Origin of the sequence: Streptomyces sp. NPDC090045, assembly GCF_044747975.1 — a bacterium.
Classification (GTDB): domain Bacteria; phylum Actinomycetota; class Actinomycetes; order Streptomycetales; family Streptomycetaceae; genus Streptomyces.
The window spans coordinates 839,885-865,466 of sequence record NZ_JBIVFA010000001.1 but is presented as its reverse complement, the minus strand read 5'-3'; the positions used below and the strand labels follow the sequence as shown (position 1 = coordinate 865,466).

The following is a 25,582-nucleotide window of genomic DNA, read 5'->3' as shown; positions in this document are numbered from 1 at the left end:
CCCGGTCGTCGTTACCTCGGGTCCTCGGCGAGAATCCGGGCCATGTTCCGCTCCGCGAGGGCGGTGATGGTCACGAAGGGGTTCACGCCGAGCGACCCGGGGATCAGGGAGCCGTCCACGACGTACAGCCCCTGGTAGCCCTTCGCCCGCCCGTACGCGTCGGTGGCGTCGCCGAGTACGCAGCCGCCGAGCGGGTGGTAGGTGAAGTTGTCGGCGAAGGCCTTGTTGCCGCCGAAGAGGTCGTACCGGTACATCGTGAAGTTCCGCCAGTTGATGCGGTCGAAGAGGTTCTTCGCCGCGTTGACCGCGGGCGTGTTCTGGTCCCTGCGCCAGTTGAGGCGGGCCGAGTCGGTGGCGGCGTCGTAGGTGAAGTGCCCGCGCTCCGGGTTCTTCGTGATGGCCAGGTACATCGAGATCCAGTGCTCCAGCCCCATGGGGAGCGGGGCTATCTCGGCGAAGACCGGGTTCGCGGCGTTGTCCCAGTCGTCGATGCCCAGGGCGGGCATGGTGGCCTGGTTGGCGCCGACCGTGTCCCAGAGGTGGTTGGCGCGGGCGGTCATGACGTTGCCGTTGGGGCCCCAGCCGCGACCGACCTTGGCGTCGAGCGCGGGCAGCGCCCCGGTCTCGCGGGCCCGCAGCAGGATCTCGGTGGTGCCGAGACTGCCCGCCCCGAGGAAGAGCTGTTTGCAGCCGAGTTCGCGGACCTGGGTGACCCGCCCGGTCACGTCGCTGGTCTGCACGGTCAGCACGTACCCCCCGGCGGGGTCCTGCCGTACGCCGACCACGCGCTGCATGGTCTCGATGGTGACGTTGCCGGTGCCGAGGGCGGCGGCGAGGTAGGTCTTGTCAACGCTCTTCTTCCCGTGGTTGTTGCCGTAGATGACCTCGCCGGCCAGCGCCGACCGGGGGGCGGTGCCGGCCGCCTCGCGCTTCATGTACGCGAAGTCGTAGACGTTGGGGACGAAGACGGTCTTCAGGCCGGTGTTGTGGGCGTGCTTGCGGGAGATCCGGGCGAAGCGGTACCACTCCGTGGACTCGAACCAGGCCGGGTCGATGTCGTTGACGCCGAGCATGGCGCGGGCGCGGGGGTAGTACGTGCCGTACATCTCGTCGGCGTCGACCTGGGGCAGCACCTCGGAGAAGTACGAGCGGCGGGGCGTGGGCGCCATGCCGCCGTTGACGAGCGAGCCCCCGCCGACGCCGCGGCCCACGTACACGGACATGTCGCCGTAGTTCACCCGGTCCAGCACTCCCGGGTAGGGGCTGATGTCGCGGTTGACCACGTCGAGCCAGAGGAACTGGGCGAGCGGGGCCTCGGTGCGGGTGCGGAACCACATGGAGCGGTGGTCGGGCGCGGAGGTGGAGGGGAAGACCTTGCCGTCGGGCCCGGCGGTGTCCCAGAGCCGGCCCATTTCGAGGACGACGGTCCGCACGCCCGCCTGCCCGAGCCGCAGCGCGGCGACGGCGGAGCCGTAACCGGAGCCGACGACTATGGCGGGGGCGTACTGGGCGGCGGCGGGCTCCACGGCCGCGGCGGAGGCCGCCCCGATCCGGGTGAAGCCGAGCGCGGCGGCGGTCGAGAGGGCGCCGAGTCCCAATAGTTGACGGCGCGTCAGGTTCGATGTCATGGCCGCATCATGGGCGGAATCCAGCCGTCCGCCCAGACGCGGTATTGACAGACATCTGAGGAACAGTCAGACGTGGCGCGCTGCCGCTGCGCGGAGCTGTCCCCGCCCCGCCCTTTCTCCGTTTCTCGGGGCTCCGCCCCGAACCCCGCTCCTCAAACGCCGGAGGGGCTGAAGATTCGGCCGGCGCCGGCAAAATCCAGCCTCGCCGGCGTTTGAGGCGCGGGGGTCCGGGGGCTGGCCCCCGGCAGCGGCGCCGCGCATGCCCGGTTACAGAAGCTCGCGCAGGCGGTCGGCGAGGAGGTCCCAGCGCCATTTCTCCTCGACCCAGGCACGGCCGCGCTCGCCCATGCGGGCGCGCAGGTCCGGGTCCTGGAGCAGGGCCACGATCCGGTCCGCCGCATCCTCGGGGGCGCCGCCCCGGACGACCCAGCCCGTCTCGCCGTCCAGCACCGCGTCCGGCGCCCCGCCGGAGTCGCCCGCGATCACCGGCAGGCCCGTGGCCGAGGCCTCCAGGTAGACGATGCCGAGCCCCTCCACGTCCAGCCCGCCCCGCCGGGTCCGGCACGGCATCGCGAAGACGTCGCCCGCGCCGTAGTGGGCGGGCAGTTCGGACCACGGGACCGCCCCCGTGAAGACCACCGAGTCCGCGACCCCGGTCGAGACCGCCAGCGCCCGCAGGTCCGCCTCGTACGGCCCGCCGCCCACGATCAGCAGCACCGCGTCCGGCACCGCCGCCAGGATCCGCGGCATCGCCTCGATCAGCGTGTCCTGCCCCTTGCGGGGCACGAGGCGCGAGACGCAGACGACCACCGGCCGGTCGGTCAGCCCGAGCCGCGCCCGGACCTCCGCCCCGCCCGACTCCGGGTGGAAGGTCTTCTCGTCCACCCCCGGAGGGAGTTGCACCATCCGGGCCGCCGCCCGGTCCGTCACCGCCGAGGCGATCCGCGAGCGCGTGTACTCCCCGAGGTAGGTCAGCGTGTCCGTGCCCTCCCCGATCCGCCGCAGCAGCTGCCGCGCCGCCGGCAGCTGGGCCCAGCCCGCCTCGTGCCCGTGCGTGGTCGCCACGATCCGCCGCGCGCCCGCCCGCCGCAGCGCCGGGCCCATCAGGCCGAGCGGGGCGGCCGCCCCGAACCACACGGACTCGCATCCGTGTTCGCGCAGCAGGCCCACCGCCCGCCGCGTCACGCGCGGGGTCGGCAGCAGCATCGTCGTACGGTCGCGGACCACCTGGAACGGCTGCTCCGCGTCGAAGGCGGCGGTGGCCTCCCGGCCCTCCGCACTGTGCTTCCACGTGGAGGCGTAGACGACGATCCGGTCGGGATCCAGCCTCAGCGCCATGTTGTGCAGGAAGGCCTGGATGCCGCCCGGTCGCGGCGGGAAGTCGTTGGTCACGATCAGCGTCTTGTGCATCGCTGCCAACGTACCGGACGCCCTCAGCGGAACTCCTTCCGCAGGGCGTCCTGCCACTCCCTCGTCAGCCCGGCCGGGTCCGTCCCGAGCGCCTCCCGCAACGCCGTCGGCCACGGCCCGCGCCCCGCCTTCCCGTACAGGTCCACCAGCGCAGCCTCGCCCCACCGGTCCGCGATCAGCCGGCAGGCCAGCCACGCCCCCTCGTACGCCCGGGCCAGTGCCTCCGGGTCGCCGCCGAAGGCGAAGTCCGCCGCCCCCGGCAGCCCGGCCGGCACCTCGCCGCGCCGAACCGCCCGGGCGAGGGCCGGAGCGCCCTGCTCCGCGGTGGTGGAGGTGCCGCGGTACGCCGCCCAGTCCGCGAAGCCCTCGGAGAGCCACAGCGGGGTCGTGGCGGAGGTCGCCGCCCGGGTGGCCACGTGGGTGACCTCGTGGGTGAGGATGACCCGCCGGCCGGTCCCGCCCAGCTCCGCGTACCCCTCCGGGTTGATCACCACCCGGTCCGCGGGGGCCGGTCCGGCGCCCACCCGGCCGGTGGTGACGGCCCCCATGCCCCGGTACTCGTCGGCGGGCCGGCCCAGCAGCTGCGCCATCCGCTCCAGGGATCCGGGGACCAGGACGACCACCCGTCCCGCCCAGGACCCGGGCCAGGCCGCGCTCGCCGCGGGCACCGCCCGGTCGGCCTCGGCGGCGATCCCGGCCAGCACCTCGGGGGACTGCCCGGCGCCGCCCAGGACCAGGGAGTGCGTCCCGCGGACCACCGAAACCGGGCCCTGGTCCCACAGCTGCGGCGGTGCGCCCGGTGCGGGCCGGTCGGCCCGCACCAGCCAGGGCCCGCCGCCCGCGGCGCGTTCGAGTTCCAGCTCGCGCGCCGAGCCGCCCGGGGCCGTGTCGTAGCCGGCCAGCCGGTAGCGCAGCTCGGCCCGTACGAGGGCCCGCGCGCCCTCCCGCCGCACCGAGGCGACCTCGTACGTCCATCCGTCGAGGGGGATCGCGGAGAGTGCCTCGGGCGGCACCCTCGACCAGTCGGCCACGGCCCGGCGGACGTCGCGCCCGGTGGTGTCGGCGGGCCGCACCGCGCAGCCCGCGAGCAGCACGCACAGCAGGAGCGGCAGTGCGCGGACGAGACGGCGACCCGGGAGCATCCGCCGATCGTACGCACGGTCCGGGCGACGGGCCCCCGGCCGGGGCAGGGGGCGGGGCTCGGCGGGCAGCCGTCAGGGGCGGGTCACCGAGGAGACGGGCATCATCCCGACGGGGTCGTAGCGCACCCGGGCCCCCGGGTACGGGGCGTGCACCACCTGGCCGTTGCCGACGTACATGCCGACGTGGCTGGCGTCCGAGCGGTACGTCACCAGGTCGCCCGGGCGGGCCTGCGACAGCGGCACCTGCCGGCCGGCGTGCCGCTGGGCCTGGGAGGTGCGCGGCAGCGAGACCCCCGCCTGCCGGTACGACCACACCATCAGCCCGGAGCAGTCGAAGCCGGAGGGGCCGGTGGAGCCCCACACGTAGGGGCGGCCGACCGCCGACCGGGCCGCCGTCACGGCGGCCGCGGCGCGCCCCGAGGAGGGGCCGAAGGAGGGCATCTCGGGCAGCTCGTCGGCGCGGCCGCCGGCGCGCGAGGAGCGCTCGAAGTCGGCCCGCTCCTCGGACGGCATGGTGTTGAGCAGCCGCCGGGCGGCGGCGAGCTTCGCGGTGACGGAGCGCTTGTGCCGGGCCACGTCGGAGCGCAGGGCGTCGAGTTCGGCGAGTTTGCGGGAGGCCTCCCGGCGCTCCTGGCCGAGCCGGCGCTGCTCCTCGCGGAGTTCGTCGAGCTGCCGGGCCTGACGGCCGGTCAGCCGGTCGAGGGCGGCGGCCTGCTCCAGGTAGGCGTCGGGGTCCTCGGCCAGCATCAGGCCGACGGCGGGGTCGATGCCGCCGCTGCGGTACTGGGCTCCGGCGAAGGTGCCGAGGACGCCCCGCATGGTGTTGATGCGCTCCTGGCCGCGGGCCACCGCCTCCTGGGCCCGGTGGACCTCGGCGCGCAGCCGGTCGGCCTTCTCGCCCGCCTCGTTGAAGCGTTCGGTGGCCTGCTCGGCCTCTTCGAAGAGCCGGTCGACCTGGGCGCTGACGCCCGTCCTCGCCGCGCCGCCGGGCTCGTACGGGAGGCCGGGGGCCGCGCTCGCGGGTGCCCCCGCCAAGGCGGCCGCGGCCGTGGCCGCGGCGGCGGTGAGGACGGTGACCTTCGTGCTCCGGTCGAGGCTGCCGAGCCCGCTCCGGCGATGGGACGCCACGTGAAACCGCTCCCTTCCGCTGTGTGTGGCCCGGAGCCGCCCCCCGTGGACGGCCTTGTGCCGGGTTCCGCGCTGGCAGACAGTAGCCGGACGGTCACACGCCGACCAACGACCGTCGGAGGGCACACACGGCGACGCCCCGCCGGAGACGCAGGTCACCGGCGGGGCGTGTGGTCGTGAAGGGGCCGCGGAATTCGCCCGGATGGGCGGTGTGCGGCGCGTCAGCCGATGCGGACGCCGAACTGGAACGGCATGTTGTCAATCGACTCGTACTTGACACCGCCGCGCGGGTTCGAGGCGTGCAGCGTCATGTTGTTGCCGGCGTACAGGCCGACGTGGTGCAGGTCCCCGTAGAAGAAGACCAGGTCACCGGGCTGGAGCTGGCTGCGGCTGATGCGGGTGCCGTCGTTGGCCTGGGTGTAGGTGACGCGGCTGATGTTGACGCCGGCCTGCTTGTACGCCCACTGGGTCAGCCCGGAGCAGTCGAAGGAGCTGGGGCCCTCGTGGCCCGATATGTACGCGCTGCCGACCTTGGTCTTCGCGGCCGCGAGCGCGGCTCCGGCGCGGCCGGAAGCCTTGACGTCGCCGAGGTCGACGCGCTGGCTGTCGGCACGGCTGGCGCGCGTGTCCTCGTCCTTGAGCGCGGCACGCTCCTGCGCCGTAAGGGTGTTGAGGAGGGCCTGGGCCGCGGCGAGCTTCTCGCCCGAGACCTTCTTCTTCTCGCCGAGCTCCTTGCGGGTGGCGTCGAGGTCGGCGATCTTGCCGGAGGCCTCCTGGCGCTGCTGCGCGAGGGTGCGCTGCTTCGCCTGGATCTTGTGGACCGCTTCGACCTGCTTGCCGCTCAAGTGCTCCAGGGTGGAGGCCTTGTCGAGGTAGCTGTCGGGGTCCTCGGAGAGGAGGAGGGCGAGGGAGGGGTCTATGCCGCCGTTGCGGTACTGGGCGCTCGCCATCGAACCGAGCGCGCTGCGAAGGTCGTTGAGCTCGCTCTGGCCGCGCGCGACCTGGTCCTGGATCTGCCCGATCTCCTTCTCGAGGGTCTCCTGGCGCTCCTTGGCCCCGTTGAACTTCTCAGTGGCCTGCTCCGCCTCTTCGTAGAGGGCGTCGACCTGGCTCTTGACCTCGTCCTTGCTCGGCTTCGCCGGAGCGGCGGAGGCACTCTGCGCCGTGAGGGCGACGGCTGCGGCCGCGACCGAGGTGAGCACGGTCACACGAGCGCGGTTCGGCTGCTTGGGTCGACGGTGGGACGCCACGGAGGCGAGCTCCTTCTTCCTAGAGCCGCCGAAGAACGCAACTCGGCAGCACCTCCGCCGTCACCCCGAATGAGTGATCCACCGCACGAAGGTTTGAACGCACCCTAGTGACCTTGCTGTGATCAGTTCAAATCCCGCCGGGTAAAAACCTGCTCTCCGACCAGGTTCTTTACCTACAGCGCACGCTCCGTGCCGGGCACTTGACAGTACGTTCGCTGCGGCGCCGGTCAATTCCGGCATTCGGGCGGGGAGTTATGAAACTCGCGAAAGCCGCTTCAGGAGCAAAGCGGACGTCACGGGCCGCGCGCCCGCCTTGGCCACCCCGTCGGCGACCTCCCGGTCCGTGGAGACCACGACCACCGGCCGGCCGGGCGGTTCGGCGCGCACCAGCTGGCGGATCAGCTCGTCCGCCGTCACCCCCGCCTTGGAGAACAGCACCCGCACCCCGCGCGGCGGGGCGAGCAGCACCGGGGCCGCCAGTTCCGCCCCGTCGAAGACACACGTCATCTCCGCGCCCGTCTGCGCGGCCAGCATCGACAGCCCGCCCAGCAGCCGCAGCCGCTGCTTCTCCAGCGGCATCGTCGGATAGCCGGTCTTGGTCACGTTGTAGCCGTCGACCACCAGATGGGCCTGCGGCAGCGCCAACAGCTGGTCCAGCAGGGCCGGATCGGTCTCCGACAGGGCGCGCGCCGCGATGTCCTTCGGCGTCATCCGGCCCGGCTCCACCGCGTCCACGGTGTCGGCCGGGCGCGTGTTCACGGGCGGCAGCGCCAGCTCGCGGCGCAGCCCCTGGGCCGCGTCCAGCACGGTGTCCAGCAGCAGCCGCAGCCGCATGTCCTCGATGCTGCGCCCCTCGCGGGTGGCCCGGCGCGAGGTCTCCAGCGCCGCCTCCACCTCCGCGAGGCGGGACTTGAGCCGCCGGCTCTCGCTCTCGGCGGTGGCCACCCGGGTGGCCGCGTCGCCGCGGATCCCGTCGACCTCGGCGGTCAGCTTGCGCAGGGCCGCCTCACCGCGCTTGACGTCGCTGAGGGCGCTGCGCAGCTTGCGCTGAAGCGATTCCGCTTCCTTGCGGGCCGCCTCCAGCTCCACGCGCACGTGCTCGCCGCCGGTGCGCTGCAGTTCCCGGGCGTGGGCCAGCTCCTCGCGCAGCCGCTCCAGCTCGCGCCGGGTCTCCTCGCCGACCCGCTCGGCGTCGGCGCGCTGCGCCTCCTCGCCCGCGGCGGCCACCAGCTTGACCCAGCCGGCCGGCCTCAGGACGAACGCGGCGGCCGCCACGTCCAGCGGATCCGCGGCGGCGGGCGGCGCACCCGACTCCAGGGCCGCGGCCAGCTCCGTCTGCGCTTCGCGCAGCTTCTCGGCGACCCGGCTGCGGAACACGGTGTCGGTCTCGACCGCCGTGGCCATGGCGTTGCCCGCGAACTTGGCGCGCCGGGTCGGGGTGAAACGGGCGTACTGGCGCAGCTGCGCCGGCAGGTCCGCGACCGTCAGCGCGCCGAAGGCGTCCGAGACGAGCGCGACGACCCGCCGCCGCACGCCTTCCGGCAGTGGGCGGTCGAGCGCCTCGGCGGCGTCGCCGGCCGCGTCGGCCGGCTCAGCGCCGCTTGCTGGCTCCACAATCCGTCACCCCTACCGTGATCTACGTGTGGGCACGCCTCCGTCAGGAGTCCGCGCCCGGCCTGTCCACGAGCTCGATCTGGTCCACCGCGTTGCACCAGCGGCAGCGGACCGACTCGATGGTCTCATTGACCACCTCGCGCTCCTCGACCTTGGGCTCCCCGGCGAGGTCCAGGTGGACGTACTCGACGACCTTCGACGAACGGGTGACGTCGAAGCGCGTGAGGTTGCCGCACAGGGTGCAGCGCCACCGGGTGGTGCCGGTCGGCAGGGGAACCGTCATCAGGCCGCTCTCTCCTTCGTAGCTGATTCAATTAAAGCCGTCCGCGCCGCCGTCCGCGCCGCCGTCCACGCAGCTCTCCGTGTCTGTCGGCGTATCTCGGCGTACACGGCGGACCGCAGCTCGTAACCCTACGGCCTGCCACCGTCTCAGGTGGGTCCCGTTGCGTCATGCTCTGTCACATGATCGTAAGGTGGCGGGCCGTACGCGAGGCTGCCCGGGGACCGGTGGTCACCCATGCGCTGATCGCGGGCTGCGGTGTGGTGTTCGTACTCGGCCCTGCCTCGGGGCTCAACCCGGTCTACGGGACGGGCGACGAGCTGCTGGCCGCCGGGACCGCGTACTTCCGGCGCTGGGGCGTGGTCCCGGACGAGCTCTTCACGGGCACCCCGCGTGCCTGGCTGACCCCGCTGACGGCCCTGTTCATCCACGGCAGCTGGCTGCACCTGCTCGGGAACATGCTCTTCCTCTACGTCTTCGGGGCGATGGCGGAGGAGCGGATGGGCCGCCCGGCGTTCCTCGTCTTCTACATCTGCACGGGATACGTGGCGCTGGCGGCCTACGCGGCGGCCAACGCGGGGTCCCCGCAGACCCTGGTGGGGGCGTCCGGAGCGATCTCGGCGGTGCTGGGCGCCTTCCTCTACCTGCTCCCGCGGGCGAGGGTGACGAGCCTGTTCCCCTTCTTGTTCTTCCTGCCGCTGCGGTTCCCGGCGTGGCTCGTGCTGCTGTTCTGGTTCGCCCTCCAATGGGTGGCCGCGCACCGGGCGGAAAGCGGCCCCGGGGTCGCGTACCTGGCCCATCTGGTGGGCTTCTCGGTCGGCTTCCTCTACGCGTGGGCCCGCTATCGGGGTGCGACTAGAGTGAGGCGACCAGCGACGGCCACCGAGGGAGACAGCCAGCCGTGATCACCGCGATCGTGCTCATCAAGACCAGCGTGGACCGCATCCCCGAGATCGCCGAGTCCATCGCCGCGCTGGACAGCGTCAGCGAGGTCTACTCCGTCACGGGAACGTACGACCTGATCGCGCTGGTCCGCGTGGCCCGCCACGAGAACCTGGCGGACATCATCCCCGGCCGCATCAGCAAGATCCCGGGCGTCGAGGCGACGGACACCCACGTGGCCTTCCGCACGTACTCCCAGCACGACCTGGAAGCGGCGTTCGCGATCGGTCTCGACGCGTAACGCCTCCGGCGCGGCCCGCGGCTTCCTGTCGGCCCCGGCTTCGCGACGCCTCAAACGCCGGCGGGGCTGGGGTGGTGCCCCGGAGCGGAACCCATAGGCCCGGGCCGTCCGCGGGGTCCCTCCGGGACGTCTCCTCGTCGTCGCGCCTGCGGGCCCGTCACGGCCGCTGAGGGCGGTTGCGCGCTCCTCCTGCGGGGACGCCCCTGCACGCCCCCGCTCCCCCAGCCGCCTGAGGCAGACCGGGCCGGGTAAATCCAGCCCCGCCGGCGTTTGAGGCGTGGGGGTCCCCCCGGACGGAGTCTGGGGGAGGGTCCGGGGCGGAGCCCCGGGGGACGGCGCGGCGCGGTCAGACGGCGGGGACGCAGCGGCCTTCCTCCGTGCGGTACTGCCACTTGGCTCCGTCCGCGACGAGCTCCTTCACCGCACGGACGAAGCGGTCGACGTGCTCGTCGGGGGTGCCGGCGCCGAAGCTGACGCGGATGGCGTTGAGGGAGCGCTCGCCCGGGGCGGCCTCGGGGGCCCCGCACTCGCCCTGCGTCTGCGGCTCGCTGCCCAGCAGGGTCCGCACCAGCGGGTGGGCGCAGAACAGGCCGTCCCGTACGCCGATCCCGTACTCCGCGGACAGCGCGGCGGCGAAGTGGGAGCTGTTCCAGCCGTCCACGACGAAGGAGATGACGCCGACCCGCGGGGCCTCGTCCCCGAAGAGGGACAGCACGCGGACCGCCGGCACCTCCGCCAGGCCCTCGCGGACCTTCGCGATGAGGTGGCGCTCGCGCGCGACGAGGCTGTCGAAGCCGGCCTCGGTCAGGGCCCGGCAGGCCGAGGCGATGGAGTAGACGCCGATGACGTTCGGGGAGCCGGCCTCGTGGCGGGCGGCCGTGGTGTGCCACTCGACGTCCACGCCGCCGTCCTCGCGCCGGGCGACCTTGCGGGAGGCGCCACCGCCCGCGAGGTACGGCTCGGCCTGCTGCAGCCAGTCCGCGCGGCCTGCGAGCACGCCCGAGCCGAAGGGCGCGTAGAGCTTGTGCCCGGAGAACGCGACCCAGTCCACGTCCAGGTCCTGGACCGAGACGGGGTGGTGCGGAGCCAGCTGGGCGGCGTCGAGCACGATGCGGGCGCCGTGGGCGTGCGCGGCGGCGGCGAGTTCCTTCACCGGCCACAGTTCACCGGTGACGTTGGAGGCGCCGGTGACGCAGACCAGGGCCGGCCCGTACGGCTCCCGGTCGGCGAGGGCCCGCTCCAGGGTGGCGACGGCCTCGTCCGGGGTGCGCGGGGCGTTGAGGTACGTGACCTGCGCGTTCGACCACGGCAGCAGCGAGGCGTGGTGCTCGGTCTCGAAGACGAAGACCTGGCAGCCGGCGGGGAGCACTGCGGCGAGCAGGTTGAGGGAGTCGGTGGTGGACCGGGTGAAGATCACCTGGTCGGCGGGGCGGCAGTCGAGGAACTCGGCGACCGTGACCCGGCTCTGCTCGAAGAGGTCGGTGGAGAGCTGCGAGAGGTACCCGGCGCCGCGGTGCACGCTGCCGTAGTACGGGGCGTAGGCGGCCACGTCGTCCCAGACCCTCTGGAGCGCCGGGGCGCTGGCCGCGTAGTCCAGGGCCGCGTAGGTGACCTCGCCGCCGGTGACGAGCGGGACGGTGACGTCCCGGCCGAGCACCGGCAGCGGCTCGGCACAGGCGGGGTCCACGGCGGTGGCGGTGGTGGCGACGGCGGCGTTCAGGAATGCGGACATGGCGGTATCTCCCGGCAGGCAGGGCTGAATGGCTTCGGTGTGTCCGTACGCGGGTACGGCCCTGCGGCCGTCCGGGGTACGGGAGAGCCCTCGGGCCGGACCTGACGGCCGGCGGGGTACACGGAAGTGACCCTGGTCCGAGGGGTGAAGTAGGGGCGGAGTCGCCCTATCGCATTCGCTTGCTCACGGAAAAAGCTCCTCGAGAAGACCAGGACCCCTGGTGTCGAGGGATCCGCGCTTGCCGTAGGCCTTGCTGCCTACGACCTGGTCATCACCCGGGGCACCCCGCCACGGAAGGAGGGTTGCCGGACAGCAAGCCGGGGCCTAAACGCTGTCACTCGTGACCTGGTCAGCATCCTGCCACAAGATCCCCCGCGCGCAAGACCCCGGTCCGCATGGCGGACCGGGGTCTTGGCTCGAAACGATCGGCCGGGTCAGGCGTTGCTGGCCGCCACCCACCGCTCCAGCGCCGCGCGTGCCGCGCCCGAGTCGATGGACTCCGCCGCGCGGACGGTACCGGCGGCGAGTTGCTCCTCCAGCGTGCCCGTACCGGGGTCCAGGGCCACCAGGGCCGCCGCCGAGTTCAGCAGCACGGCGTCGCGGACCGGGCCGGTCTCGCCGGCCAGCAGGCGGCGGGCCACGTCCGCGTTGTACGCGGGGTCGCCGCCGGACAGCGCCGAGACGTCGACCAGGTCGATGCCGATGTCACGCGGGTCGAAGACCTGCTCCGCCACCTTGCCGTCCCGGACCCACCACACCCGCGAGGTCGCCGTCGTGGTCAGCTCGTCCAGGCCGTCGTCGCCGCGGAACACGAGCGCGGAGGAGCCCCGTTCGGCGAGCACGCCCGCGATGATCGGGGCCATCCGGGGGTCGGCCACGCCGGTCGCCTGGGCGCGCACCCGGGCCGGGTTGGTCAGCGGGCCCAGCGCGTTGAAGAAGGTCCGGATGCCCAGTTCCTTGCGGGCCGCGGCCACGTGCCGCAGCGCCGGGTGGAACTTCACCGCGAAGCAGAAGGTGATGCCGGCCTCCTCGGCGACCTCCACGACCCGCGTCAGGCTGAGGTTGAGGTTCACCCCGAGCTTCTCCAGGACGTCCGAGGAGCCGCTCGCGGAGGAGGCGGCCCGGTTCCCGTGCTTGACGACCTTGGCGCCGGTTCCGGCGACCACGACCGCCGACATCGTCGAGATGTTCACCGTTTTGGCCCCGTCGCCGCCCGTGCCGACGATGTCCACCGTCCGGCCGGGCACCTCGATCAGGTTGGCGTGCTCGTACATGGCCCGTACGAGGCCGTTGATCTCCGCGACCGTCTCCCCCTTCGCCCGCAGCGCGACGGTGAAGCCGGCGATCTGGGCGTCGGTGGCCTCCCCGCGCATGATCCGGTCCATGGCCCAGGCGGTGTCGTCGGCGCGCAGGTCCTGGCCGGTCAGCAGGGCGTCGAGGACGCCCGGCCAACCACGGGCCGCCACGCTGTCGCCGCCTGCCGGGGTCGCAACGTTCATGGTCCGCTCCTGCTACTCGTCAAGGTTTCCACGTCGAATGGGAAGGGGTTCAGCCTATCCAGCCCGGAACACGGCAAAGAGCCCCGTCCAGACACTGGACGGGGCTCTCGCCGTGGCGACACCAGGACTGACCTGAATCAGTCCCTCATGCGATGGTGCAGGGGATCAGTGGTGGCCGTGGCCGGCCTGGATCTCCTTGTACTCCTCCACCGTGGGCTTCGGAATCTGGTTGTTCTCGCCGTAGAAGCCCTTGCTGAGCTTCGCGCGCAGCTTCTCGGCGGCCTTCACCTTGCGCTCGACACCGTTCTCGTCGACCGTCGGGCCGATCTCGATCGGCTGGTACTGCTCGTGCGCGGTGAGGGTGTGCAGCTGACCCGCCGGGAGCGGCTCGTGGACCTCGACGAACTCACCGTGCGGCAGACGCTTGATGATGCCGGTCTCGCGACCGTGCAGCACCTTGTCGTGGTCCCGGCGCTGGAGGCCGAGGCAGATCCGCTTGGTGACGATGAAGGCGAGGACCGGGACGACGAAGAAGCCGATCCGGACGAACCAGGTGATCGAGTTGATCGACAGGTGGAAGTACTGGGCGAACATGTCGTTGCCACCGCCGATGAGGAGCACGATGTACTCCGCGATCCAGGCGACACCGAAGGCCGTACGGGTCGGGACGTTGCGCGGGCGGTCCAGGATGTGGTGCTCGCGCTTGTCCCCGGTGACCCAGGACTCGATGAACGGCCAGACGGCGATCGCGCCCAGCACCAGCGGGAAGAGCAGCAGCGGGATGAACACGCCCAGGACGAGCGTGTGGCCCCACAGGTTGATCTCCCAGCCGGGCATGGCACGGATCAGGCCTTCCGGCATACCCATGTACCAGTCGGGCTGCGCACCGGTGGACACGTGGTCCGGGCGGTACGGGCCGAGCGCCCAGATCGGGTTGATCGTCGCGATGGCCGAGACGGCCGCGATGACACCGAAGACCAGGAAGAAGAAGCCTCCGGCCTTGGCCATGTAGACCGGCAGCAGCGGCATGCCGACGACGTTGTTGTTCGTCTTGCCGGGACCCGCGAACTGGGTGTGCTTGTGGTAGAAGACCAGGATCAGGTGGGCCACGAGCAGGCCCATCATGATGCCGGGCAGCAGCAGGATGTGCACCGAGTAGAACCGCGCGACGAAGTCGCCGCCCGGGAACTCCCCGCCGAACAGGAACATCGACAGGTACGTGCCGACGACCGGGACGGACAGGATGGCGCCCTGCATGAAGCGGACACCGGTACCCGAGAGCAGGTCGTCCGGCAGCGAGTAACCGGTGAAACCGGTGAACATGCCGAGGACCAGCAGCAGGAAGCCGAAGATCCAGTTGACCTCACGCGGCTTGCGGAACGCGCCGGTGAAGAAGACGCGCATCATGTGCACGACCATGGCCGCGACGAAGATCAGCGCCGCCCAGTGGTGGATCTGACGGATCAGCAGGCCACCGCGGACGTCGAAGCTGATGTCGAGCGTCGAGGCGAAGGCCTCGGACATCATGACGCCCTGCATCGGCACGTACGAGCCGTGGTACACGACCTCGTTCATGCTCGGGTGGAAGAACAGCGTCAGGTACACACCCGTGAGGATGATGATGATGAAGCTGTAGAGGCAGATCTCACCCAGCATGAAGGACCAGTGGTCCGGGAAGATCTTGCGCATGTTGGCCTTGGCCAGGCCGTAGATGCCCAGGCGGCCGTCCGCCCAGTCCGCTACGCGCTCGCCGGCCGGCGCTTTGCGCTCGTTGTTGTCGCTGGTGCTCATCCGCGCTCCCAGAATGCAGGACCGACGGGCTCTTCGAAGTCGCCGAGCGCTTCGAGGAAGCCTTCGTCATTCACGCCGATCCGCAGCTGCGGAAGCGCGTGACCGGCCGGGCCGAAGATGACACGGGCGCCGTCGGAGAGGTCGAAGGTGGACTGGTGGCACGGGCAGAGCACGTGGTGCGTCTGCTGCTCGTACAGGCTGATCGGGCAGCCGACGTGGGTGCAGATCTTGGAGTAGGCCACGATCCCGTCGTGGGACCACTCCAGTTCCTTCTTGTCCTTGATGTCCTCCGGCTGGATACGGACGATCATCAGGGCGGCCTTGGCGATCTGGACCTGGAAGTCGTGCTGCTCCTCCTCCAGGCCTTCCGGCCTGACGAAGGTCAGCGACCCGACGAGCACGTCCTCGGGACGCAGCGGCTCGTTGGTGTTGTCGTTGATGAGCAGCTTGCCCTTGGCCCACACGGTCTTGCGCAGCTTCTGCTCGGGCAGCGGGCCCAGGTCGCGCATGATCATGACGGCGGAGAGCGGCAGCATGGCCAGCGCACCGAGCATCGTGTTGCGGATCAGGGGCCGACGGCCGATGCCGGACTCGCTCGCGCCGTCGCGGAAGTCCTGCAGGACCTGGGCCTTGACCTCCGGCGGAGCGGCGATCTCGTGGCGCTCGGCGGCGACCTCCACGTCGGACATCAGGGTGCGGGCCCAGTGGACCGCGCCCGCGCCGATGCAGAAGAGGGCCGTGCCCAGCGTCATGCCCAGGGCGAAGTTGAGCGCGCTCACCTTCCCGATGGGGAAGATGTAGACGATCTTCCCGACCGGGAAGATCACGTAGGACGCGATGAAGCCGATCGTGGCCAGCATCGACAGCGTGAACAGCATCGCGACGGTGCGCTCGGAGCGCTTCGCCGCCCGCTCGTCGATGTCCTGGATACGCGGCTTGTGGACCGGGAGGCCCGGGTCGGCGAACGGGTCGTCCGCGACCGCTACGGCACCGTGGTGCGCGTCGCCCTGCTCGCTCGGCAGGTGCTTCTCTTCGGGAATCTCTTGGCTACTCATGACTTCTTGGCCTTAGCGGTGTGGGCCGCGACCCAGACGGCGACAGCGATCAGCGCACCCAGGGCGAAGATCCAGCCGAACAGACCCTCGGAGACGGGGCCGAGGCCACCGAGCTTCAGGCCGCCAGGGCTGACCGACTTCTCGCCGTTCACGTTCTGGAGGTACGCGATGATGTCCTTCTTCTGCTGCTCCGGCATGGTCTGGTCCGGGAAGGAGGGCATGTTCTGCGGGCCGGTCTGCATGGCCTCGTAGATGTGCTTCGGGTCGACGCCCTCGAGGTTGGGGGCGTACTTGCCGTTCGTCAGCGCGCCGCCCTCACCGGTGAAGTTGTGGCACTGCGCGCAGTTGTTGCGGAACAGCTCACCACCCCTGGCGATGTCGGCCCCTGCCGGGTCGTACTGCTTTGCGGTCGGCGTGATCGGACCGGCGCCGAGGGACGCGATGTACGCCGCCAGCTGGTCGATCTGCGCCTGGGTGTAGATGGCGGGCTTCTTCGGCACCTGGGCGCCGGGCTGCTGGGCGGGCATGCGGCCCGTGCTCACCTGGAAGTCGACGGCCGCGGAGCCGACGCCGACCAGGCTGGGGCCGTCGGAGGAACCCTGACCATCGGTTCCGTGGCAGCTTGCGCAGCCCACGGCGTAGAGCTTCTTGCCCTCCTCGATGGCGAGGGACTGGGCGGTTTCATCGGCCTGCGCCTTGCCCGCGGGAGCAAAGGCGGCGTACAGCCCCCCAGTGGCCGCCAGCGCGAGGAGTAGAACGACGACCGCCGCCAGCGGATGGCGTCGTCGTGCGGAGAGCTTTTTCACGGATTACCCCGGTGTCAGGATCTTCTGCGTCGGTGTGTCTGGATGGAGTGCCGGGTCTTGCCCGGTGACGTGTTCGCTACTTGATCAGGTAGATCGTGGCGAAGAGGCCGATCCAGACGACATCGACGAAGTGCCAGTAGTAGGACACGACGATGGCCGACGTGGCCTGTTCGTGGGTGAACCTCTTGGCCGCGTACGTCCGGCCGAGGACCAGCAGGAAGGCGATGAGGCCGCCCGTCACGTGCAGACCGTGGAAGCCGGTGGTCAGGTAGAAGACCGAGCCGTACGGACCGGACGAGAGGCTCATGCCCTCGTGCTTGACCAGCTCGGTGTACTCGAACACCTGGCCGCCAATGAAGATCGCACCCATGACGAACGTGATGATGAACCACGTCCGGAGCTTCTTCACGTCACCGCGCTCGGCGGCGAATACGCCGAGCTGGCAGGTGAGCGAGGAAAGCACCAGGATCGTCGTGTTCGTCGCCGAGAAGGGCAGATTCAAGGCCGAAGCCTGCTCTGTCCAGTACTCGGGTCCTGTCACGGATCGCAGGGTGAAGTACATCGCGAAGAGGGCCGCGAAGAACATCAGCTCGGAACTCAACCAGATGATGGTTCCGACGCTGACGAGGTTCGGCCGGTTGACCGTCGGGTGCGCGTGCCCGGTATCTACTGTCGTTGCTGTCGCCACGACCGACATTATGTCGGTCGCTTATCCCGCCCTCACCCCGGGGGGTGCCGTTCGGAGTGTCAGCGGCGTGTGCAAGGCCCGAACGGCCCATCAGATGACCTCGGTGGGATGTCCCGTGCACATGTCCGAACCGATGTTGACAACGCATCGGGAGGAGTAGCATCCCGCGCAACATCAACGTGATTCACGTGACACGTGGAGGAACGAAATGCGGGCGACTGCGCGGGTTCTGGTCTACAGCGACGACTCGGGCACCCGGGAGCAGGTGCGGCTGGCGGCCGGACGCCGTCCCGCCGCGGACCTGCCGCCGGTGGAGTTCGTGGAGTGCGCGACGCTGCCGGCGGTCCTGACGGAGCTGGACGCGGGCGGCGTCGACGCCTGCGTGCTCGACGGCGAGGCGGTTCCGGCCGGGGGCATGGGCGTGTGCCGGCAGATCAAGGACGAGATCTTCCGTTGTCCGCCGGTGCTGCTGCTGATGGGGCGCCCCCAGGACGCCTGGCTGGCCACGTGGAGCCGCGCGGACGCCGCCGTGACCCTTCCGGTGGACCCGGTGGAGTTCGCGGAGGCCCTGGCGGGCGTCCTGCGCACCCGGCTCTCCTCGTCGGCCGCCTGACGGAGCGCCTGTGGGCCCACGGCCTTCCCGTGGGCCCACAGTGCGCTTCCCGTCACACGGTGGGCCGGAGGCGGGCCTGGTCCATCGGGTTGCGGCCTTCCTGGGTGCCCTTGAGGAGGGCGCTGCCCTGGCGCCAGTCCTTCCAGTCCATGTTCCAGTCGCCGAACCCGTTGCCGAAGATGTCCATGTCGTCGCCGATGCTGTTGATCACCTGGACGATGTCGCCCTCGGTGATGTTCTCGTAGAACCAGGCGGCGTTGCCCGTGCTCATGCCGGTGCAGCCGTGGCTGACGTTCTCGTAGCCCTGGGAGCCGACGGACCACGGCGCGGCGTGGACGTATTCACCACTCCAGGTGACGCGGGTGGCGTAGTAGACGGGCAGGTTGTAGTACTCGCTGCCGCCGATGCCGACGGTGTCGCCGCGCATCTGGACGAAGTACTGCTTGCCCAGGACCACCTTGACCCCGTTGCGGGTGGAGAATCCGGGCTTCCCGGTGGTCACCGGGATGGTGTTGATCACTTCTCCGTTGCGCTTGAACGTCAGGTAGTGCGAGGAGGCGTCGGTGGTGACCTCGACCCGGTCGCCGATCTCCAGCTTCAGCGGCTTGGACGCGACCCCGTGGAGCTCGTCGGTGATCCTGATGCCCTCCAGGTTGCTCCGTACGGAGACGGCGCTGTTGGCGGGCCAGTAGTCCTTCGGGCGGTAGTGCAGCTTCTTGTCGTCCACCCAGTGCCAGGCGCCCTCGACTCCCGGCGGGGCGTCGACGATCAGGCCCCGCTCCACGATCGCGCGGGCGGCCTTGTCCTTGACGGGCTCGCTGAGCTCGGCGGTGAGGGGCTGTCCGACGCCGTACTTGCCCTCCTCCGGGCCGAATTCGACCTTCAGGACCCCTTTCGACGGGGTCGTGTTGAAGGTGAGCGTGCGCTGCCCCGGGGCGCCCCGCTCGTCCTCGGTGCTCACGGTGACCGTGTAGCGGACGCCTGAGGCCATCGGGACCGTGCTGTGCCAGCGGTCTCCCTTGGCGCTCAGCTCGCCCGCCAGGCGGCGGCCGTGGGTGTCCACGGCCAGCACGTCGGTGATCCGGCCGCCACCGGCCTTGGCGGTGATTTCGAGGGGTTTGTCGGGGTCCACGGGGCGGCTGCCGGCGCTCTGGTTGGAGGCGACCTGATCGCCCGCGTCGTACGGGCGGGCGGACAGCGGGTTCTTGTCGCCGGACCCGCATGCGGTGGCGCCGGCCCCGAGGGACGCGACCAGCAGGGAGCAGCTGAGTACCGTCCAAAGACGCGGTGAGTGCTTCATGGGGCCAACGCTATGAAGATATGACAATTACGGCGCGCGGGGTGACTGCAAACGAGGGGCCCGGACTCCTCCGAAGAGGTGTCCGGGCCCCAAGTGCGTGCGCGGACGTCCGCGCGCGGGTGCTGCCTACTGGTTCGCGTTCTCACCGCGGTAGTACTCGTACACCCAGCCCCACAGGCCGATCAGGATGATCGGGGCCGAGAAGTACATGAGCCACCAGCCGAAGATGACGCCCATGAAGGCGAGCGCGCCACCGACGGCCAGCGAGAGCGGCTGCCAGCTGTGCGGGGAGAAGAACCCCAGCTCGCCGGCCTCGTCGGCGACGTCGGCCTCCAGGTTGTCCTGGGCCATCTCGTCGACGCGCTTGGCCGTGAAGGCCAGGTAGTAGCCGATCATGACGCTCAGGCCGAAGGCCAGGAAGAGCGCGGTGGTACCGACGGGCTCCTTCGACCACACGCCGTACACGACGGCCATGATCAGGATGAAGAAGGAGAGCCAGAGAAACATCTTGCCCTGGATCTTCACTTGCCGGCCTCCTTGCCACCGGTGACGGCCTGGGCCGCGACGCTGTGGTCCTCGAGGTGGTCGAGGGCCGCGATCTCCGGGTGGTGCAGGTCGAAGGCCGGGGACTCGGAGCGGATCCGCGGCAGGGTGAGGAAGTTGTGCCGCGGCGGCGGGCAGGAGGTCGCCCACTCGAGCGAACGGCCGTAACCCCACGGGTCGTCGACCTCGATCTTCTTGCCGTACTTGGCCGTCTTCCAGACGTTGTACATGAACGGAAGCATCGACAGGCCGAGCAGGAAGGAGCTGATCGTGGAGATCGTGTTCAGCGTGGTGAAGCCGTCGGCCGCGAGGTAGTCCGCGTAACGACGCGGCATGCCCTCGGCGCCCAGCCAGTGCTGCACCAGGAACGTGCCGTGGAAGCCGATGAACAGCGTCCAGAAGGTGATCTTGCCGAGGCGCTCGTCCAGCATCTTGCCCGTGAACTTCGGCCACCAGAAGTGGAAGCCGGCGAACATCGCGAAGACCACGGTGCCGAAGACGACGTAGTGGAAGTGCGCGACGACGAAGTACGAGTCGGAGACGTGGAAGTCCATCGGGGGCGAGGCCAGGATGACGCCGGTCAGACCACCGAAGGTGAAGGTGACCAGGAAGCCGATCGTCCAGAGCATCGGGGTCTCGAAGGACAGCGAGCCCTTCCACATGGTGCCGATCCAGTTGAAGAACTTCACACCGGTCGGTACCGCGATCAGGAAGGTCATGAAGGAGAAGAACGGCAGCAGTACACCGCCGGTGACGTACATGTGGTGGGCCCACACGGTCACCGAGAGGCCGGCGATCGCGATCGTCGCGGCGATCAGACCGATGTAACCGAACATCGGCTTGCGCGAGAAGACCGGAATGATCTCGGAAACGATTCCGAAGAACGGCAGCGCGATGATGTACACCTCTGGGTGTCCGAAGAACCAGAAGAGGTGTTGCCACAGCAATGCGCCGCCATTGGCCGCGTCGAAGATGTGCGAACCGAACTTGCGGTCGGCCTCCAGCGCGAAGAGCGCGGCGGCCAGCACCGGGAAGGCGAGCAGGACCAGAACACCGGTCAGCAGCACGTTCCAGGTGAAGATCGGCATGCGGAACATCGTCATGCCCGGAGCGCGCATGCAGATGATCGTGGTGATGAAGTTGACCGAGCCGAGGATCGTGCCGAAGCCCGAGAAGGCCAGACCCATGATCCACATGTCGGCGCCGATGCCCGGCGAGCGGACCGCGTCCGACAGCGGGGAGTAGGCGAACCAGCCGAAGTCGGCGGCGCCGTTCGGCGTCACGAAGCCGGCCACCGCGATGGTCGAGCCGAAGAGGTACAGCCAGTACGCGAACATGTTCAGCCGCGGGAACGCCACGTCGGGCGCGCCGATCTGCAGCGGCATGATCCAGTTCGCGAAGCCCGCGAACAGCGGGGTCGCGAACATCAGCAGCATGATCGTGCCATGCATGGTGAAGGCCTGGTTGAACTGCTCGTTCGACATGATCTGCGTACCCGGACGGGCCAGCTCGGCGCGCATGAAGAGCGCCAGCAGACCGCCGATGATGAAGAACACGAACGAGGTGACCAGGTACATCGTGCCGATGGTCTTGTGGTCGGTGGTGGTGAGCCACTTCACGACCACGTTGCCCGGCTGCTTGCGCCGTACCGGCAGCTCGTTCTCGTACGAGTCGGCTGCGGCGGCACCCTGGGATTCGTTGAGGATGCTCACAGTTTGTTCACTTCCGCATTCCGGGCCGGGTCGGTCTGCTGGATGCCGGCGGGCAGGAAGCCGGTCTGACCCTTCTCCGCCAGGTCCTTCAGGTACTCCTGGTACTTCTCGGGCGAGACCACCTTGACGTTGAAGAGCATCCGGGAGTGGTCGACGCCGCAGAGCTCGGCGCACTTGCCCATGAAGGTGCCCTCTTGGCTCGGGACGACCTCGAAGACGTTGGTGTGGCCCGGGATGACGTCCTGCTTGAACAGGAAGGGGACCACCCAGAAGGAGTGGATGACGTCGTTGGACGACAGGATGAAGCGGACCTTCTCGCCCTTGGGCAGGACCAGGGTCGGACCCGGGTTGCCCGTCTGGGGGTTCCGGTCGCCCGGGACGCCCTTCTCGTAGACGCCCTCGGCGCCCTTCGGGAAGTCCTTGGTGAAGCGGTCCGGGATCGAGGCGAGCTCCTTCGGAACCTCGCCCGCCTTCGGGGTCGCAGCGTCGCCGTCGACGTTCTCGACGTAGTTGAAGCCCCAGCTCCACTGGAAGCCGATCACGTTGATCGTGTGCGCCGGCTTGGAGAGGGCGAGCAGCTTCGACTCGTCACGCGCGGTGAAGTAGAAGAGCACCGAGACGATGATCAGCGGGACCACGGTGTACAGCGCCTCGATGGGCATGTTGTACCGGGTCTGCGGGGGGACCTCCACCTTCGTCCGGCTACGCCGGTGGAAGATGATGCTCCAGATGATCAGGCCCCAGACCAGGATGCCCGTGACGAGCGCGGCCGCCCAGGATCCCTGCCACAGGGAGAGGATGCGCGGCGCCTCCTCGGTTACCGGAGTCGGCATTCCGAGGCGGGGGAAGTCTTTCCATGTATACGAGCAACCAGTGGCGGTCGCCAGGACCACGCCCGCAGTCAGCGCCTGCAGCAGCTTCCGCCGCATCGGGCGCCGCGGCGAGCGGTCGGAGCCGTAGGGACTCACGTAGCGCCTTCCCGAGAGTCTCGGCCCGCGCGGCCGGCCGCGGCCGTGTTCGGGTCGGTCGCCGGCCCTGACGCAGGCAGGGGTTTGGATGTTTATGCGGACCAAACCCTACTGGACGCTATTTGGGGTCGCGCGGGGAGGGTGCCCAACGCGCCGCTACAGCCCCCGAAGGGATGGATCCGCCGTCCGGGGGACGGCGGACAAGGCCCTGAATGGCGCACTCCGGAGCACAACTGACGCCCCCTGACCTCGAACGCTCCCGGACTCGCCGCCTTGCCTTACGGTGGCCGGATGCCGTACTTCGACAGCGCGTCCGCCGCCCCCCTGCACCCCGTGGCCCGGCAGGCGTTGCAGGCCTCCCTGGACGAGGGCTGGGCCGATCCGGCCAGGCTGTACCGGGAGGGCAGGCGCGCCCGGCTGTTGCTGGACGCGGCGCGGGAGGCCGCGGCGGAAGCGGTGGGATGCCGCCCCGACGAGCTCGTGTTCACTCCTTCGGGGACGCACGCGGTTCACACGGGGGTGGCGGGGGCGCTCGCGGGGCGCCGGCGCGTCGGAGGGCATCTGGCCCTGTCCGCGGTCGAGCACAGTTCCGTACTCCACGCGGCGGCGGCGCACGAGGCGCACGGCGGGACGGTGACCGAGGTCCCGGTGGACCGGTCGGGCGCGGTGACCGCGGCCGGGTACGCGGACGCGCTGCTCCCGACGACCGCCCTGGCCTGCCTCCAGTCGGCCAATCACGAGGTGGGCACGGTCCAGCCGGTGGCGGAGGTGGCCGAGGTCTGCGCGGCGGCCGGGGTGCCGCTGCTGGTGGACGCGGCGCAGTCGCTGGGCTGGGGTCCGGTGGAGGGCGCCTGGTCGGTCCTGGCCGCGAGCGCCCACAAGTGGGGCGGCCCGCCCGGGGTCGGCCTCCTGGCGGTCCGCAAGGGGGTCCGCTTCGCCCCCCAACACCCCTCCGACGAGCGGGAGTCGGGACGCTCCCCCGGGTTCGCGAACCTCCCCGCGATCGTGGCGGCGGCGGCGTCCCTGCGGGCCGTACGGGCCGAGGCGGAGGCGGAGGCGGCCCGGCTGCGGATCCTGGTGGACCGGATCCGGCGGCGGGTGGTGCGGCTGGTCCCGGACGTGGAGGTGGTCGGCGACGCGGACCGGCGGCTGCCGCACCTGGTCACCTTCTCCTGCCTGTACGTCGACGGGGAGACGCTGCTGCACGAGCTGGACCGGGCGGGCTTCTCGGTCTCCTCGGGCTCCTCGTGCACGAGCTCCACGCTGACCCCCAGTCACGTGCTGCGGGCGATGGGCGTGCTGTCGGAGGGGAACGTACGGGTGTCCCTGCCGCCGGGGACCACGGCGGAGGAGGTCAACGCCTTCCTGGAGGTGCTGCCGGGTGCGGTGGCGGGCGTACGGGAGCAGCTCGGCGTCTCGCAGCCGCCGGCGGTGCAGCCGGTGGCGGACTTCCTGGAGCTCGACGCGCTCGGCCTGCGGTGCCCGCAGCCGGTGATCGAACTGGCCCGGGCCGTCTTCCGGGTTCCGGTGGGCGGCACGGTCACGGTCGTCTCCGACGACGAGGTGGCCCGGCTGGACATTCCGGCGTGGTGCGCGATGCGGGGCCACGAATACCTGGGCGAATCCCCCCGAACCTCCGGCTCCGCCTACACAATCCGCCGCCTGGTGTGACCCGAGCCGCGCCCGAACCCGGGGCTCCGCCCCGAACCCCGCTCCTCAAGCGCCGGAGGGGCTGGGTATTTCAGCCCCTCCGGCGTTTGAGGAGGGGGGTGGCGGCGCCTCGCAGGGCTCGGCGCCGCCGGCGGGTCAGGACAGGTGGGCGCGGACTTCGGCGGCGGCCTCTTCGCCGTAGGCCTTGGTGAAGCGCTCCATGAAGTGGGCCCGGGCCAGGGTGTACTCCTGGGTGCCGAGCGTCTCGATGACCAGCGTCGCGAGCATGCAGCCCAGCTGCGCCGCCCGCTCCAGGCCGACCCCCCAGGCCAGCCCCGTCAGGAACCCGGCGCGGAACGCGTCACCGACACCCGTCGGGTCGACCTTCGCGGTCTCCTCCGGGCAGCCGACCACGATCGGGGCCTCGCCGACCCGCTCGATCTTGACGCCGTTGGAGCCCAGCGTGGTCACCCGCGTGCCGACCTTCGCGAGGATCTCCGCGTCGGTCCAGCCCGACTTCGACTCGATGAGGCCCTTCTCGTACTCGTTCGAGAAGAGGAACGTCGCGCCCTCCATCAGGGTGCGGATGTTGTCGCCGTCCATCCGGGCGATCTGCTGCGAGAAGTCGGCGGCGAAGGGGATCCCCCGCGTCCGGCACTCCTCCGTGTGGCGCAGCATCGCCTCGGGGTCGTCCGCGCCGATCAGGACCAGGTCCAGCCCGCCGACCCGGTCGGCCACGGACTTCAGCTCGATCAGGCGGGCCTCGCTCATCGCGCCCGTGTAGAAGGAGCCGATCTGGTTGTGGTCGGCGTCCGTGGTGCACACGAAGCGCGCGGTGTGCAGCACCTCGGAGATGCGGACGGACTCGGTGTCGACGCCGTGCCGGTCGAGCCAGGCGCGGTACTCGTCGAAGTCGGAGCCGGCGGCTCCGACCAGGATCGGGCGGCTGCCGAGCTGCCCCATGCCGAAGCAGATGTTCGGGCCGACGCCGCCCCGTCGCACGTCGAGGTTGTCGACGAGGAAGGAGAGGGAGACCGTGTGCAGCTGGTCGGCGACCAGCTGGTCGGCGAATCGGCCGGGGAAGGTCATGAGGTGGTCGGTGGCGATGGAGCCGGTGACTGCAATGCGCACGGCGTGGACGCTCCTGCTGAGGACGGCGAGGGACAGTCAAAACTACCCGGTAAGCGCCCCCAGGCCGAACCCCAGGCCGAACCCCAGAAACTACCCCTTAGTAGCTCTTTCTTCGCGACTGCCCCGATGCCTACGGTGCCTTCATGACCTATACCGATGGTTACGGCTACGGCGAGTACACCGCGGACAAGCGCGGCACGGAAGCCCCCCGGCCGCCCGGTCTCGCCCGGCTGCTGGGCGACTGCGCCCGGATGGCCCCGCACTGGGCGGTCCCGGCTGATCCCCGGCCGGCCCGCGTGGCACCCTCGCAGATCCACGGGATCAGCGTCCCGTCGGCCTCGGCGCGGCTGATCGCCTCCACCGCGGCGTACGGGGACCAGTAGCAGGGCGGGGAACCGGTTGCGCCCCTGTTCCGTCACACCCGCATCAGACACGGCGGGACCGGTGAAGGAGCGATGC

At 70.5% G+C, this 25,582-nt stretch carries 23 protein-coding genes and 1 riboswitch; of the genes, 5 read left to right on the top strand and 18 right to left on the bottom strand.

All coding sequences use genetic code 11. The features are described 5' to 3' along the window. Nucleotides 1-11: 11 nt before the first annotated feature. From ACIPYQ_RS03955 to ACIPYQ_RS03925, 7 genes are all read right to left on the bottom strand, one after another. Nucleotides 12-1,628 (bottom strand): GMC oxidoreductase, encoded by a 1,617-nt coding sequence (locus ACIPYQ_RS03955; protein ID WP_401245816.1) that lies wholly within the window; start codon nucleotides 1,626-1,628, stop codon nucleotides 12-14. Nucleotides 1,629-1,895: 267 nt separating this feature from the next. Then, on the bottom strand, nucleotides 1,896-3,038 hold the full coding sequence (locus tag ACIPYQ_RS03950) for a glycosyltransferase family 4 protein (protein ID WP_361758302.1): 1,143 nt from the start codon (nucleotides 3,036-3,038) through the stop codon (nucleotides 1,896-1,898). 23 nt (nucleotides 3,039-3,061) lie between these two features. Beyond that, a complete protein-coding gene (locus tag ACIPYQ_RS03945; protein ID WP_401245814.1) occupies nucleotides 3,062-4,180 on the bottom strand; it encodes a hypothetical protein in 1,119 nt (372 codons plus the stop codon). Between the two features lie 72 nt (nucleotides 4,181-4,252). Further along, nucleotides 4,253-5,308, bottom strand: coding sequence for an NlpC/P60 family protein (locus ACIPYQ_RS03940; RefSeq protein ID WP_401245812.1), 1,056 nt, complete (start codon nucleotides 5,306-5,308; stop codon nucleotides 4,253-4,255). Between the two features lie 221 nt (nucleotides 5,309-5,529). After that, nucleotides 5,530-6,558 (bottom strand): NlpC/P60 family protein, encoded by a 1,029-nt coding sequence (locus tag ACIPYQ_RS03935; protein WP_401245810.1) that lies wholly within the window; start codon nucleotides 6,556-6,558, stop codon nucleotides 5,530-5,532. Nucleotides 6,559-6,810: 252 nt separating this feature from the next. Then, nucleotides 6,811-8,175, bottom strand: coding sequence for an NYN domain-containing protein (locus ACIPYQ_RS03930; protein ID WP_401246111.1), 1,365 nt, complete (start codon nucleotides 8,173-8,175; stop codon nucleotides 6,811-6,813). A gap of 40 nt (nucleotides 8,176-8,215) precedes the next feature. Next, on the bottom strand, nucleotides 8,216-8,455 hold the full coding sequence (locus ACIPYQ_RS03925; RefSeq protein ID WP_361758314.1) for a hypothetical protein: 240 nt from the start codon (nucleotides 8,453-8,455) through the stop codon (nucleotides 8,216-8,218). Between the two features lie 179 nt (nucleotides 8,456-8,634). On the opposite strand from ACIPYQ_RS03925, the gene ACIPYQ_RS03920 reads away from it, so the two are divergent. Then, nucleotides 8,635-9,357 (top strand): rhomboid family intramembrane serine protease, encoded by a 723-nt coding sequence (locus tag ACIPYQ_RS03920; RefSeq protein ID WP_401245807.1) that lies wholly within the window; start codon nucleotides 8,635-8,637, stop codon nucleotides 9,355-9,357. Continuing rightward, nucleotides 9,354-9,635: an Lrp/AsnC family transcriptional regulator gene (locus tag ACIPYQ_RS03915; protein ID WP_008738815.1), complete on the top strand. Its 282-nt coding sequence runs from the start codon at nucleotides 9,354-9,356 to the stop codon at nucleotides 9,633-9,635. Before ACIPYQ_RS03920 ends, ACIPYQ_RS03915 begins: the two co-directional genes overlap by 4 nt. A 346-nt stretch (nucleotides 9,636-9,981) precedes the next feature. Here ACIPYQ_RS03915 and ACIPYQ_RS03910 read toward each other — a convergent pair whose 3' ends face one another. From ACIPYQ_RS03910 to ACIPYQ_RS03885, 6 genes are all read right to left on the bottom strand, one after another. Beyond that, nucleotides 9,982-11,367 carry an aminotransferase class V-fold PLP-dependent enzyme gene (locus ACIPYQ_RS03910; protein WP_401245805.1) on the bottom strand — a complete coding sequence of 462 codons (1,386 nt, stop codon included), beginning with the start codon at nucleotides 11,365-11,367 and terminating at the stop codon, nucleotides 9,982-9,984. Nucleotides 11,368-11,596: 229 nt separating this feature from the next. Then, nucleotides 11,597-11,713, bottom strand: a riboswitch (SAM riboswitch). Between the two features lie 88 nt (nucleotides 11,714-11,801). Further along, complete coding sequence (trpD, locus tag ACIPYQ_RS03905; RefSeq protein WP_361758323.1) at nucleotides 11,802-12,866, bottom strand: anthranilate phosphoribosyltransferase; 1,065 nt, start codon at nucleotides 12,864-12,866, stop codon at nucleotides 11,802-11,804. Nucleotides 12,867-13,031: 165 nt separating this feature from the next. After that, nucleotides 13,032-14,657, bottom strand: a complete 1,626-nt coding sequence (locus ACIPYQ_RS03900; protein ID WP_401245803.1) for a cytochrome bc complex cytochrome b subunit — start codon at nucleotides 14,655-14,657, stop codon at nucleotides 13,032-13,034. Continuing rightward, nucleotides 14,654-15,712: a Rieske 2Fe-2S domain-containing protein gene (locus ACIPYQ_RS03895; RefSeq protein ID WP_361758329.1), complete on the bottom strand. Its 1,059-nt coding sequence runs from the start codon at nucleotides 15,710-15,712 to the stop codon at nucleotides 14,654-14,656. The genes ACIPYQ_RS03900 and ACIPYQ_RS03895 overlap by 4 nt, the downstream gene beginning before the upstream one ends. Then, nucleotides 15,709-16,518, bottom strand: coding sequence for a c-type cytochrome (locus ACIPYQ_RS03890; RefSeq protein ID WP_401245800.1), 810 nt, complete (start codon nucleotides 16,516-16,518; stop codon nucleotides 15,709-15,711). The genes ACIPYQ_RS03895 and ACIPYQ_RS03890 overlap by 4 nt, the downstream gene beginning before the upstream one ends. 76 nt (nucleotides 16,519-16,594) lie before the next feature. Continuing rightward, complete coding sequence (locus ACIPYQ_RS03885; RefSeq protein ID WP_030036314.1) at nucleotides 16,595-17,215, bottom strand: heme-copper oxidase subunit III; 621 nt, start codon at nucleotides 17,213-17,215, stop codon at nucleotides 16,595-16,597. 199 nt (nucleotides 17,216-17,414) lie between these two features. Between ACIPYQ_RS03885 and ACIPYQ_RS03880 the strand changes: the two genes are divergently transcribed. Further along, nucleotides 17,415-17,819, top strand: coding sequence for a hypothetical protein (locus ACIPYQ_RS03880; RefSeq protein ID WP_401245798.1), 405 nt, complete (start codon nucleotides 17,415-17,417; stop codon nucleotides 17,817-17,819). Between the two features lie 52 nt (nucleotides 17,820-17,871). On the opposite strand, the gene ACIPYQ_RS03875 is transcribed toward ACIPYQ_RS03880, so the two are convergent. The 4 genes from ACIPYQ_RS03875 to coxB all read right to left on the bottom strand — a co-directional run bounded on the left by ACIPYQ_RS03875 (nucleotide 17,872) and on the right by coxB (nucleotide 22,342). Next, a complete protein-coding gene (locus ACIPYQ_RS03875) occupies nucleotides 17,872-19,119 on the bottom strand; it encodes an Ig-like domain-containing protein (RefSeq protein ID WP_401245796.1) in 1,248 nt (415 codons plus the stop codon). Nucleotides 19,120-19,245: 126 nt separating this feature from the next. Next, nucleotides 19,246-19,644: a cytochrome c oxidase subunit 4 gene (locus ACIPYQ_RS03870; RefSeq protein ID WP_361758342.1), complete on the bottom strand. Its 399-nt coding sequence runs from the start codon at nucleotides 19,642-19,644 to the stop codon at nucleotides 19,246-19,248. Continuing rightward, complete coding sequence (gene ctaD, locus ACIPYQ_RS03865) at nucleotides 19,641-21,374, bottom strand: cytochrome c oxidase subunit I (RefSeq protein ID WP_361758345.1); 1,734 nt, start codon at nucleotides 21,372-21,374, stop codon at nucleotides 19,641-19,643. Before ctaD ends, ACIPYQ_RS03870 begins: the two co-directional genes overlap by 4 nt. Then, the gene (gene coxB / locus ACIPYQ_RS03860) at nucleotides 21,371-22,342 is read right to left on the bottom strand and encodes a cytochrome c oxidase subunit II (protein ID WP_401245793.1); all 972 of its coding nucleotides are present in this window, start codon (nucleotides 22,340-22,342) and stop codon (nucleotides 21,371-21,373) included. Before coxB ends, ctaD begins: the two co-directional genes overlap by 4 nt. A 291-nt stretch (nucleotides 22,343-22,633) precedes the next feature. Between coxB and ACIPYQ_RS03855 the strand changes: the two genes are divergently transcribed. After that, nucleotides 22,634-24,013 (top strand): aminotransferase class V-fold PLP-dependent enzyme, encoded by a 1,380-nt coding sequence (locus ACIPYQ_RS03855; RefSeq protein ID WP_361758351.1) that lies wholly within the window; start codon nucleotides 22,634-22,636, stop codon nucleotides 24,011-24,013. A 135-nt stretch (nucleotides 24,014-24,148) separates the two neighbouring features. Here the strand turns inward: ACIPYQ_RS03855 and ACIPYQ_RS03850 are convergent, their stop codons facing one another. Continuing rightward, nucleotides 24,149-25,123, bottom strand: coding sequence for a carbohydrate kinase family protein (locus ACIPYQ_RS03850; protein ID WP_362242159.1), 975 nt, complete (start codon nucleotides 25,121-25,123; stop codon nucleotides 24,149-24,151). A gap of 143 nt (nucleotides 25,124-25,266) precedes the next feature. Between ACIPYQ_RS03850 and ACIPYQ_RS03845 the strand changes: the two genes are divergently transcribed. Next, a complete protein-coding gene (locus tag ACIPYQ_RS03845) occupies nucleotides 25,267-25,506 on the top strand; it encodes a hypothetical protein (RefSeq protein WP_361769916.1) in 240 nt (79 codons plus the stop codon). Nucleotides 25,507-25,582: the final 76 nt, after the last annotated feature.

What these genes read in the sequence shown, in the direction of transcription:
- ACIPYQ_RS03945 (WP_401245814.1), bottom strand. Translation starts at nt 4,180, where the DNA reads ATGCTCCCGGGTCGCCGTCTCGTCCGCGCACTGCCGCTCCTGCTGTGC.
- ACIPYQ_RS03880 (WP_401245798.1), top strand. Translation starts at nt 17,415, where the DNA reads ATGCGGGCGACTGCGCGGGTTCTGGTCTACAGCGACGACTCGGGCACC.
- trpD (WP_361758323.1), bottom strand. Translation starts at nt 12,866, where the DNA reads ATGAACGTTGCGACCCCGGCAGGCGGCGACAGCGTGGCGGCCCGTGGT.
- ACIPYQ_RS03920 (WP_401245807.1), top strand. Translation starts at nt 8,635, where the DNA reads ATGATCGTAAGGTGGCGGGCCGTACGCGAGGCTGCCCGGGGACCGGTG.
- ACIPYQ_RS03925 (WP_361758314.1), bottom strand. Translation starts at nt 8,455, where the DNA reads ATGACGGTTCCCCTGCCGACCGGCACCACCCGGTGGCGCTGCACCCTG.
- ACIPYQ_RS03900 (WP_401245803.1), bottom strand. Translation starts at nt 14,657, where the DNA reads ATGAGCACCAGCGACAACAACGAGCGCAAAGCGCCGGCCGGCGAGCGC.
- ACIPYQ_RS03845 (WP_361769916.1), top strand. Translation starts at nt 25,267, where the DNA reads ATGACCTATACCGATGGTTACGGCTACGGCGAGTACACCGCGGACAAG.
- ACIPYQ_RS03875 (WP_401245796.1), bottom strand. Translation starts at nt 19,119, where the DNA reads ATGAAGCACTCACCGCGTCTTTGGACGGTACTCAGCTGCTCCCTGCTG.
- ACIPYQ_RS03950 (WP_361758302.1), bottom strand. Translation starts at nt 3,038, where the DNA reads ATGCACAAGACGCTGATCGTGACCAACGACTTCCCGCCGCGACCGGGC.
- ACIPYQ_RS03910 (WP_401245805.1), bottom strand. Translation starts at nt 11,367, where the DNA reads ATGTCCGCATTCCTGAACGCCGCCGTCGCCACCACCGCCACCGCCGTG.
- ACIPYQ_RS03955 (WP_401245816.1), bottom strand. Translation starts at nt 1,628, where the DNA reads ATGACATCGAACCTGACGCGCCGTCAACTATTGGGACTCGGCGCCCTC.
- ACIPYQ_RS03855 (WP_361758351.1), top strand. Translation starts at nt 22,634, where the DNA reads ATGCCGTACTTCGACAGCGCGTCCGCCGCCCCCCTGCACCCCGTGGCC.
- ACIPYQ_RS03895 (WP_361758329.1), bottom strand. Translation starts at nt 15,712, where the DNA reads ATGAGTAGCCAAGAGATTCCCGAAGAGAAGCACCTGCCGAGCGAGCAG.
- ACIPYQ_RS03885 (WP_030036314.1), bottom strand. Translation starts at nt 17,215, where the DNA reads ATGTCGGTCGTGGCGACAGCAACGACAGTAGATACCGGGCACGCGCAC.